Source organism: Aureisphaera galaxeae, from assembly GCF_028561275.1.
Lineage (GTDB): Bacteria > Bacteroidota > Bacteroidia > Flavobacteriales > Flavobacteriaceae > Aureisphaera > Aureisphaera galaxeae.
Genome location: NZ_JAQQTF010000002.1, coordinates 1,018,873 through 1,036,400, shown reverse-complemented (window position 1 = coordinate 1,036,400; position 17,528 = coordinate 1,018,873). Strand labels below are relative to the sequence as shown.

General features: G+C 44.2%; 12 protein-coding genes. 4 read left to right on the top strand and 8 right to left on the bottom strand.

Features of this window, described 5'->3' with window-relative positions; genetic code table 11:
• The 3 genes from POV27_RS04450 (at position 1) to POV27_RS04440 (ending at position 5,624) form a co-directional block, all read left to right on the top strand.
• Positions 1-1,062, top strand: coding sequence for a branched-chain amino acid aminotransferase (locus tag POV27_RS04450; RefSeq protein ID WP_272861521.1), 1,062 nt, complete (start codon positions 1-3; stop codon positions 1,060-1,062).
• Position 1,063: 1 nt separating this feature from the next.
• Positions 1,064-3,142, top strand: coding sequence for an alpha-ketoacid dehydrogenase subunit alpha/beta (locus POV27_RS04445; RefSeq protein WP_272861520.1), 2,079 nt, complete (start codon positions 1,064-1,066; stop codon positions 3,140-3,142).
• Between the two features lie 220 nt (positions 3,143-3,362).
• Positions 3,363-5,624 (top strand): T9SS type A sorting domain-containing protein, encoded by a 2,262-nt coding sequence (locus tag POV27_RS04440; RefSeq protein ID WP_272861519.1) that lies wholly within the window; start codon positions 3,363-3,365, stop codon positions 5,622-5,624.
• 180 nt (positions 5,625-5,804) lie between these two features.
• Here the strand turns inward: POV27_RS04440 and POV27_RS04435 are convergent, their stop codons facing one another.
• From POV27_RS04435 to POV27_RS04425, 3 genes are all read right to left on the bottom strand, one after another.
• Positions 5,805-6,359, bottom strand: coding sequence for a DUF4136 domain-containing protein (locus POV27_RS04435; RefSeq protein ID WP_272861518.1), 555 nt, complete (start codon positions 6,357-6,359; stop codon positions 5,805-5,807).
• A gap of 11 nt (positions 6,360-6,370) precedes the next feature.
• Positions 6,371-8,356, bottom strand: a complete 1,986-nt coding sequence (locus tag POV27_RS04430; RefSeq protein ID WP_272861517.1) for a urocanate hydratase — start codon at positions 8,354-8,356, stop codon at positions 6,371-6,373.
• Positions 8,357-8,488: 132 nt separating this feature from the next.
• Positions 8,489-8,656, bottom strand: coding sequence for a C1orf53 family protein (locus POV27_RS04425; RefSeq protein WP_272861516.1), 168 nt, complete (start codon positions 8,654-8,656; stop codon positions 8,489-8,491).
• Positions 8,657-8,689: 33 nt separating this feature from the next.
• Here POV27_RS04425 and POV27_RS04420 point away from each other — a divergent pair, with 33 nt between their 5' ends.
• A complete protein-coding gene (locus tag POV27_RS04420) occupies positions 8,690-9,016 on the top strand; it encodes a hypothetical protein (RefSeq protein ID WP_272861600.1) in 327 nt (108 codons plus the stop codon).
• Positions 9,017-9,022: 6 nt separating this feature from the next.
• On the opposite strand, the gene POV27_RS04415 is transcribed toward POV27_RS04420, so the two are convergent.
• The 5 genes from POV27_RS04415 to POV27_RS04395 form a co-directional block, all read right to left on the bottom strand.
• A complete protein-coding gene (locus POV27_RS04415) occupies positions 9,023-9,424 on the bottom strand; it encodes a hypothetical protein (protein ID WP_272861515.1) in 402 nt (133 codons plus the stop codon).
• Between the two features lie 383 nt (positions 9,425-9,807).
• A complete protein-coding gene (locus POV27_RS04410) occupies positions 9,808-11,472 on the bottom strand; it encodes a tail fiber domain-containing protein (RefSeq protein WP_272861514.1) in 1,665 nt (554 codons plus the stop codon).
• 506 nt (positions 11,473-11,978) lie between these two features.
• A complete protein-coding gene (locus POV27_RS04405) occupies positions 11,979-13,763 on the bottom strand; it encodes a tail fiber domain-containing protein (RefSeq protein ID WP_272861513.1) in 1,785 nt (594 codons plus the stop codon).
• Between the two features lie 296 nt (positions 13,764-14,059).
• Complete coding sequence (locus POV27_RS20370) at positions 14,060-14,365, bottom strand: T9SS type A sorting domain-containing protein (protein ID WP_473087674.1); 306 nt, start codon at positions 14,363-14,365, stop codon at positions 14,060-14,062.
• 943 nt (positions 14,366-15,308) lie between these two features.
• Positions 15,309-17,501, bottom strand: a complete 2,193-nt coding sequence (locus tag POV27_RS04395) for a choice-of-anchor B family protein (protein WP_272861511.1) — start codon at positions 17,499-17,501, stop codon at positions 15,309-15,311.
• Positions 17,502-17,528 lie beyond the last annotated feature (27 nt).

Genomic DNA, 17,528 nt, shown 5'->3' with positions numbered 1-17,528 from the left:
ATGATAACGACTGAAACCATAAAAATCACCACAGTAGAAAACTCTAAAGTATCCGAATTGGACTTCGGGAATATCCCCCTTGGGAGAACCTTTACGGACCATATGTTTATTTGCGATTATCACGATGGACAATGGAACAATCCTAGGGTAGAGCCACTGTCTCACATTCCAACACATCCTGCAGCCATGGCCTTACATTATGGTCAGGCGATTTTCGAAGGAATGAAGGCTACGGTTTCTGAAGACGGAATCCCAATGTTATTTCGTGCCCAAAAGAATGCAGCTCGGCTTAATTTCAGTGCGCGCCGAATGGGAATGCCCGAATTTCCGGAGGATCTATTTGTGGAAGGATTGAAAACCTTGGTGAATGTAGAACGCAATTGGATTCCCCCGCAAGATGGAAGCGCTCTATATCTGCGTCCGTTTATGTATGCCGATGAACCCTTTATTGGAATGCGTGCAGCGACCAGTTTCAAATTTTTGATCATTGCCTCTCCAGCCGGACCTTTCTTCAGTAAGAGAATCAAATTGTGGGCGGAGAAAAAATACATCCGCGCGGCCGAGGGAGGTACTGGTGAAGCCAAAGCAGCTGGGAATTATGCTGCCGCCATTCGCCCTACCGAGATTGCCAAATCGAAAGGATACGACCAAGTCCTATGGTTAGATGCTAATGAACATAAGTACATTCAAGAAGTAGGGACGATGAATATTTTCTTCAAGATAGGAGGAAAGTTCATTACGCCTAACCTTGATGGAGCTATTTTGGATGGAATCACCCGAATGAGCGTGGTCGATGTATTAGAGGATAAAGGCTTCGAGGTAACACAACGCCCAATTACCATTGACGAAATAAAAGAAGCTTCCGACAATGGTACTTTAGAAGAAGCCTTTGGGACGGGAACCGCCGTTGGCATAGCTTACATTCAAGAAATTGGATGGGGGGATGAAACGATTCATGTAAGTGATGAGAGTCCGGTGGGATTGGATGTGAACGATACACTCAATGCCATAAAAACAGGTAAAATTGAAGATAAATTTAATTGGATGACCCAAGTTCAATAAAATGATAAAAGAACAAGTACAAGATTTGAACGCTGCTGAATTAGATACGGAAATATTGCTGAAGGGATTCAGGAATTTAGTGACCGCCAAGGCCATGACCTTCCTTTATGAGGAGAACTTTAAAGTGGTGTCTAAATATGTTCATGCAACTTCTAGAGGGCATGAAGTGATTCAGACGGCCGTTGGAATGCAGCTAACCCCTAAAGACTATGCATTTCCTTACTATAGGGATGATAGTATGCTGTTGGCAATAGGGATGAAACCCTATGAGTTGATGCTACAGGTATTGGCTAAAAAAGACGATCCTTTCTCAGGAGGAAGGACGTATTATAGTCACCCAAGTTTGAGGGATGAGGATAAGCCCAAAATCCCACACCAAAGTTCTGCTACCGGAATGCAGGCTATTCCCGCAACAGGAGTCGCTATGGGATTCTGGTATAAGGAAAGCTTAGGACAGGATATCGACGCCCCTATTGTGGTATGTTCCCTTGGGGATGCTTCGGTGACTGAAGGGGAAATTGCTGAGGCATTTCAGATGGCGGCATTAAAGCAATTGCCTATTCTGTATTTGGTTCAGGATAATGGATGGGACATTAGCGCCAATGCAGAAGAAACAAGAGCACAGGATGCTTATGAATACGCTCAAGGATTCCATGGTTTGGATGCCGTATCCATAGACGGGACTGATTTTGTTGAATCGTATACAACTATTCAAAATGTCATAAAGATCATTCGTAAGGAAAGACGTCCTTACTTGGTTCACGCCAAAGTTCCTTTACTGAATCACCATACGTCTGGAGTACGGATGGAATGGTACCGGGATGATTTGGAAGAGGCCCGAAGTCGGGACCCTTATCCGAAGTTTAAAGAATTATTGAAATCCCGTGGTTTGTCTGAAGACGAATTGCAAGCGATAGAAAACGAATGTATTGATGTCGTTCGGGCCGATCTGGATAAAGCTTTGCAAGCTGAAGATCCAAAACCCGAAGATTTATTTACCCACGACTTTGCACCAACTCCCATTACCGAAGAATCTGGGGATCGTTCTCCTGAGGGTGCCGATAAGGTGGTTATGGTAGATTGTGCCCTTTTTGCCATTGAGGAAATCATGGCAAAGCATAACGAGTGTCTGCTATACGGACAAGACGTTGGAGGAAGGCTAGGTGGGGTGTTCCGTGAAGCGGCTACTTTAGCCCAAAAGTTTGGGGACAACCGAGTTTTTAATACCCCAATACAAGAAGCCTTTATTGTAGGATCTACTGTAGGAATGAGTGCAGTAGGACTAAAACCCATTGTTGAGGTACAGTTTGCCGATTACATTTGGCCGGGACTGAACCAGCTTTTTACCGAAGTAAGCCGTAGCTGCTACCTATCTAACGGAAAATGGCCTGTTTCCATGATTTTGCGTGTTCCTATTGGCGCTTATGGTAGTGGAGGGCCTTATCACTCTTCTTCTGTAGAAAGTGTGGTAACAAATATTAGAGGACTTAAGATTGCCTATCCTAGTAATGGGGCCGACCTAAAAGGACTGATAAAGGCAGCCTATCACGATCCGAATCCGGTTGTTATTTTTGAACACAAGGGCTTGTATTGGAGTAAGGTTCCCGGAACCAAGGGAGCTACTTCGGTGGAGCCTGCAGAGGATTACGTGCTACCTTTTGGAAAAGCTTGGGTCCTTCAGGAAATTTGGAAGCAGGAAGAAGAGGAAACCCTTTCTATCATTACCTATGGTATGGGGGTTCACTGGGCCATGAATGCCTCCGAAGAACTCGGAATGAAAGATAACATAGAAGTCGTAGATCTAAGGACATTGCATCCGTTGGATTACGATACCGTTTTCAAAAGTGTGAAGAAATGCGGAAAGTGCTTGGTGGTTACCGAAGAGCCTTCAGAAAACAGTTTCAGTAGGGCGCTGCAGGGTAGAATTCAGGAAGAATGTTTTCAGGAGTTAGATGCCCCTGTTATGGTGATTGGTAGTGAAAACATGCCTGCCATTCCATTGAATTCCACTTTGGAACAGACCATGATCCCTTCCGTAGAAAAAGTGAAAAAGAAAATTCAGGAAATACTGAACTACTAAAAGAAAAGCCGTTCAACAGAACGGCTTTTTTATTGAATGTATGTTTTCAACATTAGTTTAAAGTTTTTTGACCGTTTGTTCATGTTTCTTGAGTGCAAGAGAACTCTTTTCTGATTATTTAATATGTAATTTTCTAATTTCGTGCAGATTTTAATTGCTGTGTAGCATTGTCAAATGAGGGTGTTATACGGAAGGGTAATTCAGAAATAATTATAAGTACATGAAAGCATTTTTGAGTAATCTAGCTTTAGCTATACTGTTTTTTGGGGTTTTTAATAATGGCAATATAACAGCCCAAACTCAAATAGGAAGTGACATTAATGGGGATCCTTCTCAGGATGACCTTTTTGGAGGCGCTATAAGTATGAATAGTGATGGCACTAGATTGGCTGTCGGAGCGATCGGTAACGATGGAGGTGGAGATGGCCGGGGTGAGGTTAGAGTATTTGATCTTGAAGATGGGGAATGGATTCAAATAGGTGGTGATATTAATGGTCTTTCTGATAATGATAATTTAGGGAATTCAGTAAGCTTAAACGCAGATGGATCTGTTTTGGCTATAGGCGCCCAAACAAGTGACGTTAATGGGACAAACTCTGGCCGTGTAGTAGTATTCGAATTAATTGGAAGCAACTGGGTACAGCTGGGATCAACATTAAATGGCCCCATTGCTGGCGATCTATTCGGGTGTTCTGTAAGTTTAAGCGGTGATGGCAACACTATGGCAATTGGTGCTAGGGGCAATGATGATAATGGGTTAAGCACAGGTGAGGTAAAGGTCTTCGAGTTTAGTGGAGGGGAATGGGTTCAAAAAGGACAGGATATTAATGGAGAAGAAATTGTAGATGGGTTTGGCAATACAGTGAGTTTAAGTGATGACGGGACTCGATTCGCATCTGGGTCATGGTTTCATGATGGAAATGGTGTTAGTTCCGGACGCGCTAGGGTTTTTGAATATCAAGGAGCTAATTGGGTTCAGGTTGGTAATGATATTAATGGTGAGGCTGCGAGTGATTTGTCTGGACATTGGGTGAGTTTAAGTGGAAATGGGCAAGCAATTGCGGTTGGCGCTGTCGGTAATGATGGAAATGGATCAAGTTCTGGACATGTTCGAGTGTACAATGATATTAATGGTGGGTGGTTAAAAATTGGAGATGATATAGATGGAGAAAATGAGTTCGATCAATCGGGTAATCCCGCAGTCCTAAATTATAATGGAAGTATTGTAGCTATAGGAGCACAATTCAATGAAACAAATGGAGAGAATTCTGGACATGTACGGGTGTTTCAAAATATGGGAGACTCATGGGTTCAATTGGGAATGAGTATCGAAGGTGAAGTTAATGAACAAACGGGTCGATCCATTAGCCTAAGGGATAATGGTAACACGGTAGCTGTTGGAGGATACTATTCTGATGAAAGCGGGAATTATTCGGATCATGTAAGAGTATATGATTTATCCGATTTAGTGAATTCCCCACCTGTCGCTATGTGCCAGGATATAGTCATTCAATTGGATGACAATGGAGAAGCTTCAATCGATGGAATGTCTATTAACAACGGAAGTAGTGATCCTGATGGAGATGATATCACTTTTTCTGTTTCTCCAAGTAGCTTTAACTGTTCGGATATCGGTGCCAATTCAGTTACCTTAACGGTTATGGATACGGCAGGTAATACTGATTCCTGTTCTGCTGTGGTTACTATTGAGGACAGTATTTCTCCAACGGCAATATGTCAAAATATTACCATTGAATTGGATGAAAATGGACAGGCTACTCTGGAGCCAATGGATGTAGATGCAGGGTCATTTGATAATTGTAGTTTCAATGTTGCCATTGATCAAAGTGACTTTGATTGTTCCCATTTGGGAGCGAATACAATCAATTTTACCATAACGGATGGGAGCGGTAATGCGGCAAGTTGTAGTGCGGAGATTAATGTGGTAGATAATACGGCGCCTATTTTTGATGTGTCTTCATTACCAGAGGATCAGATAAGAAATGTAAACACATCCGGCGAATATGTTTTAGAAGATTTTACTTTGGAAGTTTCGGTAGCGGATAATTGCACCCAGTCCGGCGGCATAGAGATTAATCAGAACCCGGTGCCCGGAACTGTGCTTACTATTAATACGTATCAAGTCGATATTCTGGCTCTGGATGGCAATGGGAACGAGGTGTCCCATTCGTTCACACTGGAAGTTGACGAGGCCCTTGGATTGTCCGACCTGGAGAATCTATCTCAAGTTGTATTGTTTACCAACCCAGTTAAGAGTAACCTAATCGTACATAATCCCAAAAATGAACAATTAGATTCCATTGCCATTTATGATATGCTGGGTAGAAAGGTTGCTTATTTTAAAATTACCGAAGGTTCTTATTCTTATACTTTTGATTTAAATAGTTTAGAGAGTGCAAGCTATTTACTGGTAGTAGAAAGTGGTCTAAATTCAATTGTAAAACAATTGATTAAAAACTAATAATTGAATATCCCCTAGGAAAATTTAAAACATGCCCAGGGATTTAATTGAATTCCACTTTGGAACAGACCATGATCCCTTCCGTAGAAAAAGTGAAAAAGAAAATTCAGGAAATACTGAACTACTAAAAGAAAAGCCGTTCAACAGAACGGCTTTTTTATTGGATGTATGTTTTCAACATTAGTTTGAAGCAACTCCCGGAGGATAATTCACCAAGATCTCGCGAACGATTTCCCGAATGCGCTCCTCTTTCTTATCAATATTACCACTGGTAATAAGCCTAGCACTTCCTACCCCTTGCCATACCAATTCCTTGGTTTGGGCATCGATAAGGTCAATGTATAGGCTTCCTTCGGTAGAGGTAGATACGGTGCTTCCATAGGCACCTCCCCACCATGGGTTCCAGCCCCAACCCCAACCCCAGCCCCAGCCGAAGTTGTTATTGTAGACGTTTACCCGTTCGCGTTCTTTGGTAAAAATACTTACCAAAATCGCCGGATTTTCATTTTTCACCATTCCCTTAGACGCAAGTTCGGCATCAATAGCACGTAGGATTCGTTTTTTGTCCAAATCACTAATTTCGGCTTTGTCAATTCCGGGTTTAAAGAAGGCAAAGGTGTTGTATTCACCAAAGTTCGCATCTCGGTCATAGTCGGTAGCGACTCGAACCGTAGTACAAGAAGAAAGAACAACAAGTAAGAAGAAGAGGGCAGCGGTTCCTTTAAAAATTTTCATAGCAGTAATTTTTAATTTAATAAATCGTCATCAACGAAATTAGGAAGCGTTACCTTAAGGGATGGCGTACGCTCCATTTCCCTTTTAATGGCAAAGATGGCTTCCTCATTTCTAGCCCAACTACGTCGTGCAATTCCGTTGTTCACATCCCAGAACAACATGGATTCCAAACGTCGTTGCGCTTCTTTGGTACCATCAAGAACCATACCGAAACCACCGTTCATTACTTCGCCCCATCCAACGCCCCCACCGTTGTGAATACTCACCCAAGTGGCACCTCGGAAGCTATCACCAATCACATTGTGAATGGCCATATCTGAAGTAAATCTACTGCCGTCGTAGATATTGGAAGTTTCCCTAAACGGGGAATCCGTTCCCGAAACATCGTGGTGATCACGTCCCAATACCACGGGGCCAATAATACCTTCGGCAATGGCCTTGTTGAAAGCCGTCGCTATTTTCATACGGCCTTCAGCATCAGCATACAAGATACGAGCTTGCGAGCCAACTACCAACTTATTTTCCTGTGCTCCCTTGATCCACTGAATGTTATCGGCCATTTGCTGTTGAATTTCAGCTGGAGAATTTTTCATCATTTCCTCTAAAACTTCGCAGGCGAGATCATCTGTTTTTTGGAGATCTTCTGGATTCCCGGAAGCACATACCCATCTAAAGGGTCCAAACCCAAAATCGAAGCACATAGGTCCCATAATGTCCTGTACATAGGATGGATATTTAAACTCACGCAGTGGATGATCTGGATCCATAACATCTGCACCCGCTCTAGAAGCTTCCAAAAGGAAAGCATTTCCATAATCGAAGAAATAGGTTCCCTTGGCCGTATGTTTGTTCACGGCCGCAGCATGCCTTCTCAGGCTTTCCTGAACCTTTTCTTTGAATAGGCCCGGGTTGTTGGCCATCATGTCGTTAGACGCTTCGTAACTCATTCCTGCGGGGTAGTATCCTCCTGCCCAGGGATTATGCAGGGACGTCTGATCGCTTCCTAAATCTACATGGAGATTTTCTTTGTCGAATTGTTCCCATACCTCTACCACATTTCCGTCGTAAGCAATGGAGACTGTTTCTTTATTTTCTAATGCCGTTCTTACGCGATCCGTTAGTTGCGTAAGGTCGGAAATCACTTCATCTACCCAACCTTGACTGTGTCTTGTGTGAGTGGCTTTTGGGTTTACCTCGGCACATACTGTAACGCAGCCTGCAATGTTACCGGCTTTGGGCTGGGCTCCGCTCATTCCACCCAAACCAGAAGTAACAAATAGACCTCCATTAGGTGATTTATTGATTTTTCGGAAACCATTTAGAACCGTAATGGTTGTTCCATGAACGATCCCCTGTGGACCGATATACATATAACTTCCGGCGGTCATTTGTCCGTATTGGGTAACACCCAGAGCATTGAATTTTTCCCAATCGTCCGGTTGTGAATAGTTGGGGATCATCATTCCGTTGGTCACCACCACTCTCGGAGCATCTTTATGCGATGGAAAAAGGCCTAATGGATGTCCTGAGTACATGACTAGGGTTTGTTCCTCGGTCATTTCGGACAGGTATTGCATCACCAAAAGGTATTGCGCCCAGTTCTGGAATACTGCTCCGTTTCCACCATAGGTGATCAATTCGTGCGGATGTTGGGCCACAGCGGGATCCAAGTTATTCTGAATCATAAGCATAATGGCCTTTGCCTGCTCGCTCTTTCCGGGATATTCGGAAATGGGCCGCGCATACATATCGTAATGCGGACGGAATCGATACATGTAAACACGTCCGTAGGTTTCCAGTTCCTCTTTAAACTCGGGTAGGAGTGTTGCGTGAAACTTAGGGTCGAAGTACCGTAAGGCATTTCGTAGGGCGAGCTTTTCCTCTTTAGGGCTTAAGATCCTTTTTCTTTTGGGTGCGTGGTTTGCTGTTGGGTCATACGGTCTAACAGCGGGTAATTGGGAGGGAATCCCTTGTTTTATTTCTTCTTGAAAAGTCATTTTAGATATCTATTTGGTTACTACTTAATTTTCTTCGAATTGAAAATGTAGTAACTAGGGATATCGAATGTCTGCCCGATGATAATGCGTAGCGATTAATATTCTATATGTCCTTAAATGGGTGTCCAATGCTTATGATTGTTGGTTTGTTTTTTTATTGTAGCCATAGGGGCAATGCCGGCAACCGCTTTCACAGCAATACCCTCTTTTTAGATGGTATTGTTCGGTAAAGCATTTGTACCCTTCGGGCGTTAGGTAATAGTCCCCTTCTTCCAGTTCTATTTTTTTCTTGAAGAACATAGTACAAAAATACCAATTTCTTAACTTGTGGGAATGATTGTTTTGGTGAATCCGAATTTAATCCGAAAGGGCTTTTCCGGAATAACTTTTTGGCCCTTTGTAATTCTGAAGGAACAGCATCTGAAAGAGGATGATGTGTTCATGAACCATGAACGCATCCATTTACGGCAGCAACTGGAGTTGTTGATCGTATTTTTCTATCTATGGTATAGCCTCGAGTTTCTAGTGCGATGGCTCCAGTTGGGAAATAGGAGGAAGGCCTACTACGCCATCAGCTTTGAACAAGAAGCCTATAAAAAAGAAAAAGACCTCAATTATTTACAAAAGAGGCCTTATTGGGGGTTTACGAAATATCTTTAATCTATACTACAGGTCTTTTACGATCAATTCGTAAGAAAAGGTAGCATTCGATGTTCCTTCCAAGAGTTCTGTAATCTGAAAGGAATGTTTGTTCTTTTTAGAAATATAGATTCCATTACTCTCTCCTTCCAATTGAATGGAAATTGTAACCAAATCTTCAATACGATCTCCGTCTATCAAATCGGCAATGGCGGGGTTGATTTGAATTTCGGCAAATCCATTTTCTAAGGTTCCAACGCCTACTTCGCGGATGATTTCGTCATCTGCCGAAGGCTCTGTTACCGTAGTAAATCCTGTTACTGCTTCTGCAGTTTCATAATCCATCTGTGCATGACCTTCTACCGATACCAATAAGATAGCGGCTAAAAAGGCAAAATTTCTTAGGTTTAAAAGGCGACTTGGGGTCATATCTTATGTATTTTTTGTGTTGCGTATTATTTTTCTTACTCAATATTAGCAATATCATCGATTAAAAACAAAAAAAATCGATGAAATGCATTTTCGATGTCATTTCATCTGTAAGTGTTTGACTGTTAGCAATTTAATTTTTCTTTTTTTTAGTCCATATTCCAGGTAGGAATGAAAATGGCACTTTCTATGAACGGATTTCTTTGACTTTTATGCAAATAAATCGATTAAATACATTTTTATTCGACGAAATGCACTAAAATTTAAGATTTAACAAATACTCCTTGGGTGCCCTTCGTGGTTTCCTCTGTTTTATGGTAGTTTTAATAAAAAACCCCCTTGAAAATTTCAAGAGGGCTTTTTTGGTTGGCTACTATTTTTGCTTAGTCTCTTTGGATAGCTTCAATAGTGTTTTTTAACGTTTGTATTTTCGAGTTTTGCTCTTCAATAAGCTGTTGTTGCTCCTTCATCGCTTCAACAAGCACTGGGATGACTGCTTGATAGTTTACAGCGTCTAACATCACTTCGGTACCGATTTCTTCTCTAGAACTTCTCAGCCCAACTTCTGGGTCACGATAGTAGATTTTCTTTTCGGTAACTGCTTCTGGCATCACTTCTTTTATATTGTCGGCCAAAAAACCGTAGTGGGTACGGTCGTCTGCACTTCTTTTACTGTTGAATTTGGCGTCGTCATACTGATAGGTTACTCCTTCGATACTTTTTATTTTATCTAAGGCCGAAGTAATGTCTTGAATATTCCTTTTCGAACGTCGATCCGATAGATTGTATACACCATCCGTATAGCCAAGGTCTCCATCAGATAATACAGCGAATCCAGATCCACTAGAGAAGGAAGTAGGGCTGTAGCCATACACTCCGATACCCGTGAGACTGCTGGTCTCCCCGGTCGTTGAGAATCCTGAGCTCGTCGTGGAAACAATAAGTCCTCTGGTAGCTATTCCATTCCCTTCGGTAGAGCCTTCGATGGCTGCATAAGGGTTAGAGGTATCTTCAATAACCCCGTTAACTCCTCCTCCCAAGTTTCCTTGGTTCCATCCAGCGATAGAGTACTGGATCCCGGTTCCACCACCAGCACCCGTACCGTCGGCATAGGCGTTAAAAGGATCTATATAGGTGGAGATATGGTGGTCCGTTTCACGGATAAATATTTGGTCTTCTATGGCATTCAAATAGAACATATTTTCTTCACCATCGGACTCAATTCTAAGATCCGTTACAGAACCTGCATCATTGATGGTTAATATGGAGTTGTCACCACTTTCACGCATTTCAATGAATTCCCTAGATCCAGCACTAAAATTAAGTCGATCTCCAGCACTTCTCCACATTCCCGTATTCGTATCACCGCTCCAACTGTAGAAAGGAGCACCATTGCTTCCGTTGGCCATGGCATATACTTGGTTGGCATTTGGAATTCTAAAACGTTCGGTACCATTGGTAACCAGACCAAACATATCGGCACCTGGGCTGTAAAATCCTTTGTTGGTGTCCGAGGACCATCCAAATAGTGGATTTTCCAATGTCCCCGCAGTGTGCGCACGTATACGGCCATCACTGGTAAAAGTTACATGGTCTGCTGCCCCAGTTGCCAAGGTTATTTCATCGGCACCAGAGGAGTACAAACCAGAGTCTGTATCACTAGAAAAAGTGTAGGATGGGGTTGTGTTTGAACCGGCATTGGCAGCTTCTATTTGCCCTGAAGTGCTGATTCGAGCTACTTCTGTACTATTGGCTGCTATCACTACGTCTTGAGCATCGGTGGTACCTACAAAATTTTGCCCGGCACCTGTGCCTGGCGTAGTCCCAGAGTTACCTTCAAGGTCCCATTTGTCACTACTACTACTGCCTGCAAGAGCGACCCACTGGCTTCCATCCCAGTAAAAAAATCCGGGCCCAGTTGTAGAGTTGGTGTTATATACTAATAGACTTTCGGTGCCCCCTCCTGTGATGGGAGCAATGGTGGAAAGATTCGATATGTCCACCCTTGGAATAAGCACCCCTTTATCGGAGCTGGTAACATCTAACATGGCCCCGTTTCCTGGGGTCGTGGTATTAATTCCAACTTGAGCAAATAATGGGGCAGAAAAGATTAGAACAAAAAGTAAAACAAGAGTTCTACAAGTTTTTGAGGAGCGTGTAATTTTCATCTCATAAATAGGTTTTTTGGGTTTCTATTTGGTCTAATTTGGGGATGAAAAAGGCCTGTTTTTGTTAATACACTGATTATTAGCGATTTAATTTAACCGGTGCATTTAACTGGACCATTTTACGAAAAAATATCGTTAAAAACCCAAAAAAATCGATAAAATGCACAAATAGGGATTTTTTGTTAAGGTTTTTAAAAAATGGAAAACTGTAAAAAAACCCATAAATGGAGGAAATTTGCCTTAACTCACATTTCCAAAACTTAAACAAAATGAAAACCCTAGACGTTGGATTCTAGGGTTTTTTAATTCTCGATATATGTGGTTGAATAATCTCTTCTATGTACTCGATTTCTCAAGCGGAGATTTCGGATTAAGAAGCAATCTTATTAGTCTCTTTGAAGCGCATCTACCATGGCTTCCAATTCCTGTATTTTTTGGTTCTGATCCTCGATCAGTTTTTGTTGTTCTTTCATGGCTTCCACGAGAACAGGAATTACGGCTTGATAATTAACCGCATCCAAGAGGATTTCACTTCCCATTTCTTCACGGGCACTTCGCTTCCCAACTTCGGGGTTACGGTAAAAGATTTTCTTTTCGGTAACGGCTTCGGGCATTACCTCTTTTATGTTTTGGGCCAAGAAACCATAATAGGTACGACCATCCTGACTTCTCTGGCTATTGAATTTCGTATCGTCATATTGATAGGTAACCCCTTCAATACTTTTAATTTTATCGAGTGCAGTTGTAATGTCTTGTATATTTCTTTTTGAACGACGATCCGATAGATTGTATACACCATCGGTATAACCCAAATCCCCTTCGGAATATACTGCAAAACCTGTTCCTCCGGAAAATGAGGTAGGGCTGTAACCGTACACGCCGATTCCTGTTAAGCTACTTGTTTCTCCCGTAGTGGCATACCCGGTGCTTGTTGTTGAGGTAATGAGTCCACGTGTGGCGATTCCATTTCCTTCCGTGGATCCTTCAATGGCTGCATAGGGGTTGGAAGTGTCTTCAATCACTCCATTGATCCCCCCACCTAGGTTTCCTTGATTCCAACCGGCAATGGAATACTGAATCCCGGTTCCACCACCGGCACCCGTACCATCGGCATAGGCATTAAAAGGATCTATATAGGTGGAGATATGGTGATCTGTTTCACGGACAAAAATTTGATCCTCTACCGCATTCATATAAAACATATTTTCTTCTCCGTCGGATTCGATCCTGAGATCAGTTATCGAACCAGCGTCATTCATAGTGAGGATGGAGTTGTCGCCGTTTTCCAGTAGTTCAATAAACTCACGGCCACCAGCGGTGAAATTAAGTCGGTCCCCGGCACTTCTCCATAATCCTGTGTTCGTGTCGCTACCCCAGCTGTAGAAAGGAGCACCATTGCTTCCGTTGGCCATGGCATATACTTGATTTGCGTTGGGAATCCTAAAGCGCTCGGTTCCATTGGTCACCAATCCGAACATGTCGGCACCCGGGCTATAAAATCCTTTATTGGTATCCGCGGTCCATGCAAACAAGGGGTTTTCTAGGGTTCCGGCCTCGTGTGCTCGTATGCGGCCATCACTGGTAAAGGAAACACGATCTGTTCCTCCTGTGGCCAACGTAATTTGATTGGTCCCAGACAAATATAACCCTGAGTCGGTATCGCTGGTGAAGGTAAAGGAAGGAACGGTACTTGATCCATCCCTAGCTGCCTCTACTTGCCCAGCCGTACTAAGTCGTGCTACCGCGCTGTTGTTGCTAGCAATAATAACATCTTGAGCATCTGTAGTCCCTACAAAATTTTGACCAGCACCTGTACCCGGTGTGGTCCCCGCGTTTCCCTCAAGATCCCATTTGTCACCACTACTACTTCCACTTAGGCCCACCCACATACTACCATCCCAGTAAAAAAATCCAGGTCCTGTGGTTGTATTGGTATTGTACACTAAAAGACTTTCCGTACCGCCACCGGTAATGGGAGCAATGGTGGCAAGATCGGCAATATTTACCCTTGGGATAAGCATCCCTTTGTCGGTACTGGTTACGTCTAGCATAGCCCCATTTCCTGGGGTCGTGGTATTAATTCCTACCTGAGCGCTAAGGGAGGTTGAAAAAAACAGGAAGGATAAAATTGAGCATAAGGTAATAAACGGTTTGGGGGCGAAAAGTTTCATTTTCACAATAGATTTAGTTCAAAATAACCAGAAAAATCATAAGGTTTTTTCTGGTCGGGCGATTCGGGTTATGTAATTATTTGAAAACTAAATTTTTACGGTTTGAGCGTAAAAAATGTACAATTTTCGTTTCGCAATTATATGTATTTAATCGATAAAAACAATTCTTTTGTCGATTAAAAAGATGTCAAAACTTCCTTTAGTAAGAAAATGTGAAGTGAGCTTGTAGGACAAAAAAAGTCGAATGAGATTTAATTCATTCGACTTTTTTACAATTTCGGAGGGTTTGTTCCTAGTTATCTTTTGATGATCTTTTTGGTTACCGATCCTGATTCGGTGACTACCCTTACAAAATATACGGCAGTTTCCAAACTTGAGATATTTAGGGAACAAGATTGTTTTTCTTCTTCAATATCTTGTTTCATTCTTCTTCCTCGAACATCGTATACCTCGATGGACTCGATGTTGGAATTCATAGAGAAAATGTTCAGCATATCGCTTGCAGGATTTGGATAGAGCAGTACATTTTCTTCAATATTATTTTGGGTACTTAATACTTCCGAAGAGAAGTATAGTACAAATCTGTTATGAAAGGTCCCCATGGCACTGTTGAACTCATAGGATTCCGCCCTGAGGTCGTGCACGTTTCCGGTCTGGTTGTCTACCAGGTACACCTCCGATTCGGTGAGCTGCGCCCCCTCGATGTCCGATATGGACACCTTGTAGGCGGTCTCTGTGTCGATCAGGGTGGAGAAGCCCATCGGTACGGTAATCGAGCTGTCGAAGGCCTCCCTTGTCTGGATGCCCAATTGCCCTTCCCCGTTGGGAAGGTGGGTGTACAGCGATACCACCGTTGCCAGCCTTCGGCTGTCGTATCCGGGGTCCATGCCCTCTGTGGCGAGCTGGTCGAATGCCAGCNGCCCACGGGTACTGTGATCGAGCTGTCGAAGGCCTCCCTTGTCTGGATGCCCAATTGCCCTTCCCCGTTGGGAAGGTGGGTGTACAGCGATACCACCGTTGCCAGCCTTCGGCTGTCGTATCCGGGGTCCATCCCCTCGGTGGCCAGCTGGTCGAATGCCAGTAGGGCCTGTTTCTGCATGCCGAACTCGGCGTTGGCGAGCTTCAGCCATATCCTTTCCCTCTCCTGCCCCTGGGTCCTCAGGGTGTTGTTGTTGCCCGTTCTCCTCATGGCGTTGGTGAAGGTGGCCGTACCGGCCGCACTTGCCTTGATCCCGAAGCCCTGACCGGTCGATATGTAGCCGTTGGGCGTGGTGGAGGTACCGGGGTCGCTGGCCGCCGGGGTCCCCCCCGATAGGTTGTACATGGAGATGTCCTCCATGGAGAAGTTCATGCTCCCCGCACCCGGTAGCGTCGGGCTGGGCGGGGTGAGGTGCTCCCAGAAGTAGACCTCGTCCACCATGGCGTTGGCGCTTATGAAGTCGTCCGCCCATATGGCCGATGGGTAGGGGTTGGCCATCACGTTGGGGCTTGCGTTCTTGTTGTCCGCGGCCGTGGGGCCGGGGGTGTTCTGTACCACCGTGAAGCTCACGTCACCGGTGTTGNCACGTTGGGGCTTGCGTTCTTGTTGTCCGCGGCCGTGGGGCCGGGGGTGTTCTGTACCACGGTGAAGCTCACGTCACCGGTGTTGAGGGTCCCGCCGTCGTAGGTGTAGTTGAAGATGCCCCCGGGCTGTCCGTAGCCGGCCTGCGGCCTGACGATGTAGCCCTCGCCTGGGGTAATGGTACCCGCCGCAACGGCGGACCAGAAGTCGTTGTTGTCGTCGGCGAAGTTCTCCGCCCCTGGGAACATGGCCTCCACGTCGGGGTGGGGCACGAAGTTGGCCGTTGTGGCCTCCAGTACCAAAAAGGCGGCGCTCCAGACGCTCTCGCGGGTCTCGCCCGTCATCGGGCTCCCGAGGACCATGAAGTCGCGGGATGCCAGGTTGGGCGTGGTAAGGTTCACGTTGATGGTACCGTTGTTGGTGGTCACGGCCGAATCGTCCGTCTGCACCACGCTCCCCTGGTGCTCCACCACCAACGTACCGTTTACTGTGATATCCTGAGTAATGTTCAGATAATCCCCTCCGGCAATAGTTAAGGTTCTACTGGCATCCACTTCGCAAGTACAAGCATCTATACTTCCTCCGTCGGTTGATGTGTTATAATTGGAACTTATTTGTGCATTAGATCCAATAGATGGGGTTCCGTTGGTCCAAGAGGCCCCTGTAAAAGCCGTAGTTTCTGCTGCAACTGTTACCTGTGCAACGCATGAAGAGGTGTTTCCATAGTCATCTTCTACTTCAAGGGTAACGTTGAATGTGTCTCCTACATCGTCGCAGGTAAATGTGGTTTGTCCACTCGTAATGGTTCGGCTCACGATTCCGAAGTCATCCGTAGAACCATTGTCTAAATCTGTTGCTGTAATGGAAGCCGTTCCAGTAAGACGATTCAGTGTCACTGTGATATTCTGACAAACGGCGGTTGGATCTGTATTGTCATACAGAGGGTCTTTCAAAATAAACAATCCTCCATCTCCATTGGTACTAGCATTTCCGAATCCTGAAACCACAAGATTTCCACTTTCGAAGTAAGGATAGATATTCCAAACTCCGTTAAAAGCGGCATTGTTGTTTGTAGGATATGTATCGAAATAATTGATTTCAGTCATACTTGGAGTAGCATCGTAAAGACCGTCCACTCTAATAATTCGAATTCCAGCTGCGTAATTAGCAAGGTAAAAACGATTTCCGCGTACATAGCCATTGTGGTCTATAGCAGGGGTAGGACCACTGTAGGTGTAATGAACGGCAGGGTTGTCTAAATCATTAAGATCGAATACAATAGTTCGGGTCGGGATTCCAAGATTGTCTTCGTCCAACTCATCCCCAACCAAGAAAAATCGCTTGTCCTCTGTAAACCATCCTTGGTGGGTATATTCTACATTACTATAGGCCAAACTGGAAATAGTACTAGGACTGGCTTTATTGGTAACATCTACGATTACCATGTTGTTTTCGTTGCATCCTATCATGATTTCACGTCCCGCATAATCTGGATCGGGACCATCGTAGGTCACCACTTGTGCATCGTGAAAATAATCGCTGGGTCCATATTCACCCACAATGGTAGGGCTCGTTGGGGTTGAAATGTCTACGAAAATAGGGCCGTCGTTTGAATTGGAACTGCGGTTTACCCCTACGATATAAGCAAATCCCGAATCTTCGTTGATAACAATGTTGTGGGCACGGCCATCGTTACTTCCTCCATCACCAATAAATAGAAAAGCATCTTCAGAAAAGGTTCTACTGGATCCCCCCGTAGGACTGGTAGATAAACCACGAAGTCTCGTAAGATCGAATACCTGCAAACCATCTGAAGTTACCTCACTCACAACAAAGGCGTGATTATTATAAGTCTTTACATCCCTCCATAGATTACTTCCCCCGGAATGCGAATTCATCCTTCCCAGATAACGGATATTTACGGGATCCGAAATGTCCACGAAGGCAGTACCGTTGTCCAAAGCAACAATGGCATATTCCTTTCCATCCAACGGATCTGTCCATCCCCAAGAATCTTGAGCTTCGGCGGCATTCATGTCCGAGGCGGAAATATAGTCTTGTAAAGTGATTCCGTCACAGGGATAACTTCCGGCCATACCACCTACACAAGGGGTCTGGGCAATGGTTATTAGTGAAAAAATAAAAATAGTAAGCGAGGTAAGTAAAAATCTTCTCATGGGGGTTCAATCTAGGGGTTTTCTGTT

What these genes read in the sequence shown, in the direction of transcription:
- POV27_RS04450 (WP_272861521.1), top strand. Translation starts at nt 1, where the DNA reads ATGATAACGACTGAAACCATAAAAATCACCACAGTAGAAAACTCTAAA.
- POV27_RS04430 (WP_272861517.1), bottom strand. Translation starts at nt 8,356, where the DNA reads ATGACTTTTCAAGAAGAAATAAAACAAGGGATTCCCTCCCAATTACCC.
- POV27_RS04415 (WP_272861515.1), bottom strand. Translation starts at nt 9,424, where the DNA reads ATGACCCCAAGTCGCCTTTTAAACCTAAGAAATTTTGCCTTTTTAGCC.
- POV27_RS04425 (WP_272861516.1), bottom strand. Translation starts at nt 8,656, where the DNA reads ATGTTCTTCAAGAAAAAAATAGAACTGGAAGAAGGGGACTATTACCTA.
- POV27_RS04440 (WP_272861519.1), top strand. Translation starts at nt 3,363, where the DNA reads ATGAAAGCATTTTTGAGTAATCTAGCTTTAGCTATACTGTTTTTTGGG.
- POV27_RS04410 (WP_272861514.1), bottom strand. Translation starts at nt 11,472, where the DNA reads ATGTTAGATGTTACCAGCTCCGATAAAGGGGTGCTTATTCCAAGGGTG.
- POV27_RS04420 (WP_272861600.1), top strand. Translation starts at nt 8,690, where the DNA reads ATGATTGTTTTGGTGAATCCGAATTTAATCCGAAAGGGCTTTTCCGGA.
- POV27_RS04445 (WP_272861520.1), top strand. Translation starts at nt 1,064, where the DNA reads ATGATAAAAGAACAAGTACAAGATTTGAACGCTGCTGAATTAGATACG.
- POV27_RS04405 (WP_272861513.1), bottom strand. Translation starts at nt 13,763, where the DNA reads ATGAAACTTTTCGCCCCCAAACCGTTTATTACCTTATGCTCAATTTTA.
- POV27_RS20370 (WP_473087674.1), bottom strand. Translation starts at nt 14,365, where the DNA reads ATGGGGACCTTTCATAACAGATTTGTACTATACTTCTCTTCGGAAGTA.
- POV27_RS04435 (WP_272861518.1), bottom strand. Translation starts at nt 6,359, where the DNA reads ATGAAAATTTTTAAAGGAACCGCTGCCCTCTTCTTCTTACTTGTTGTT.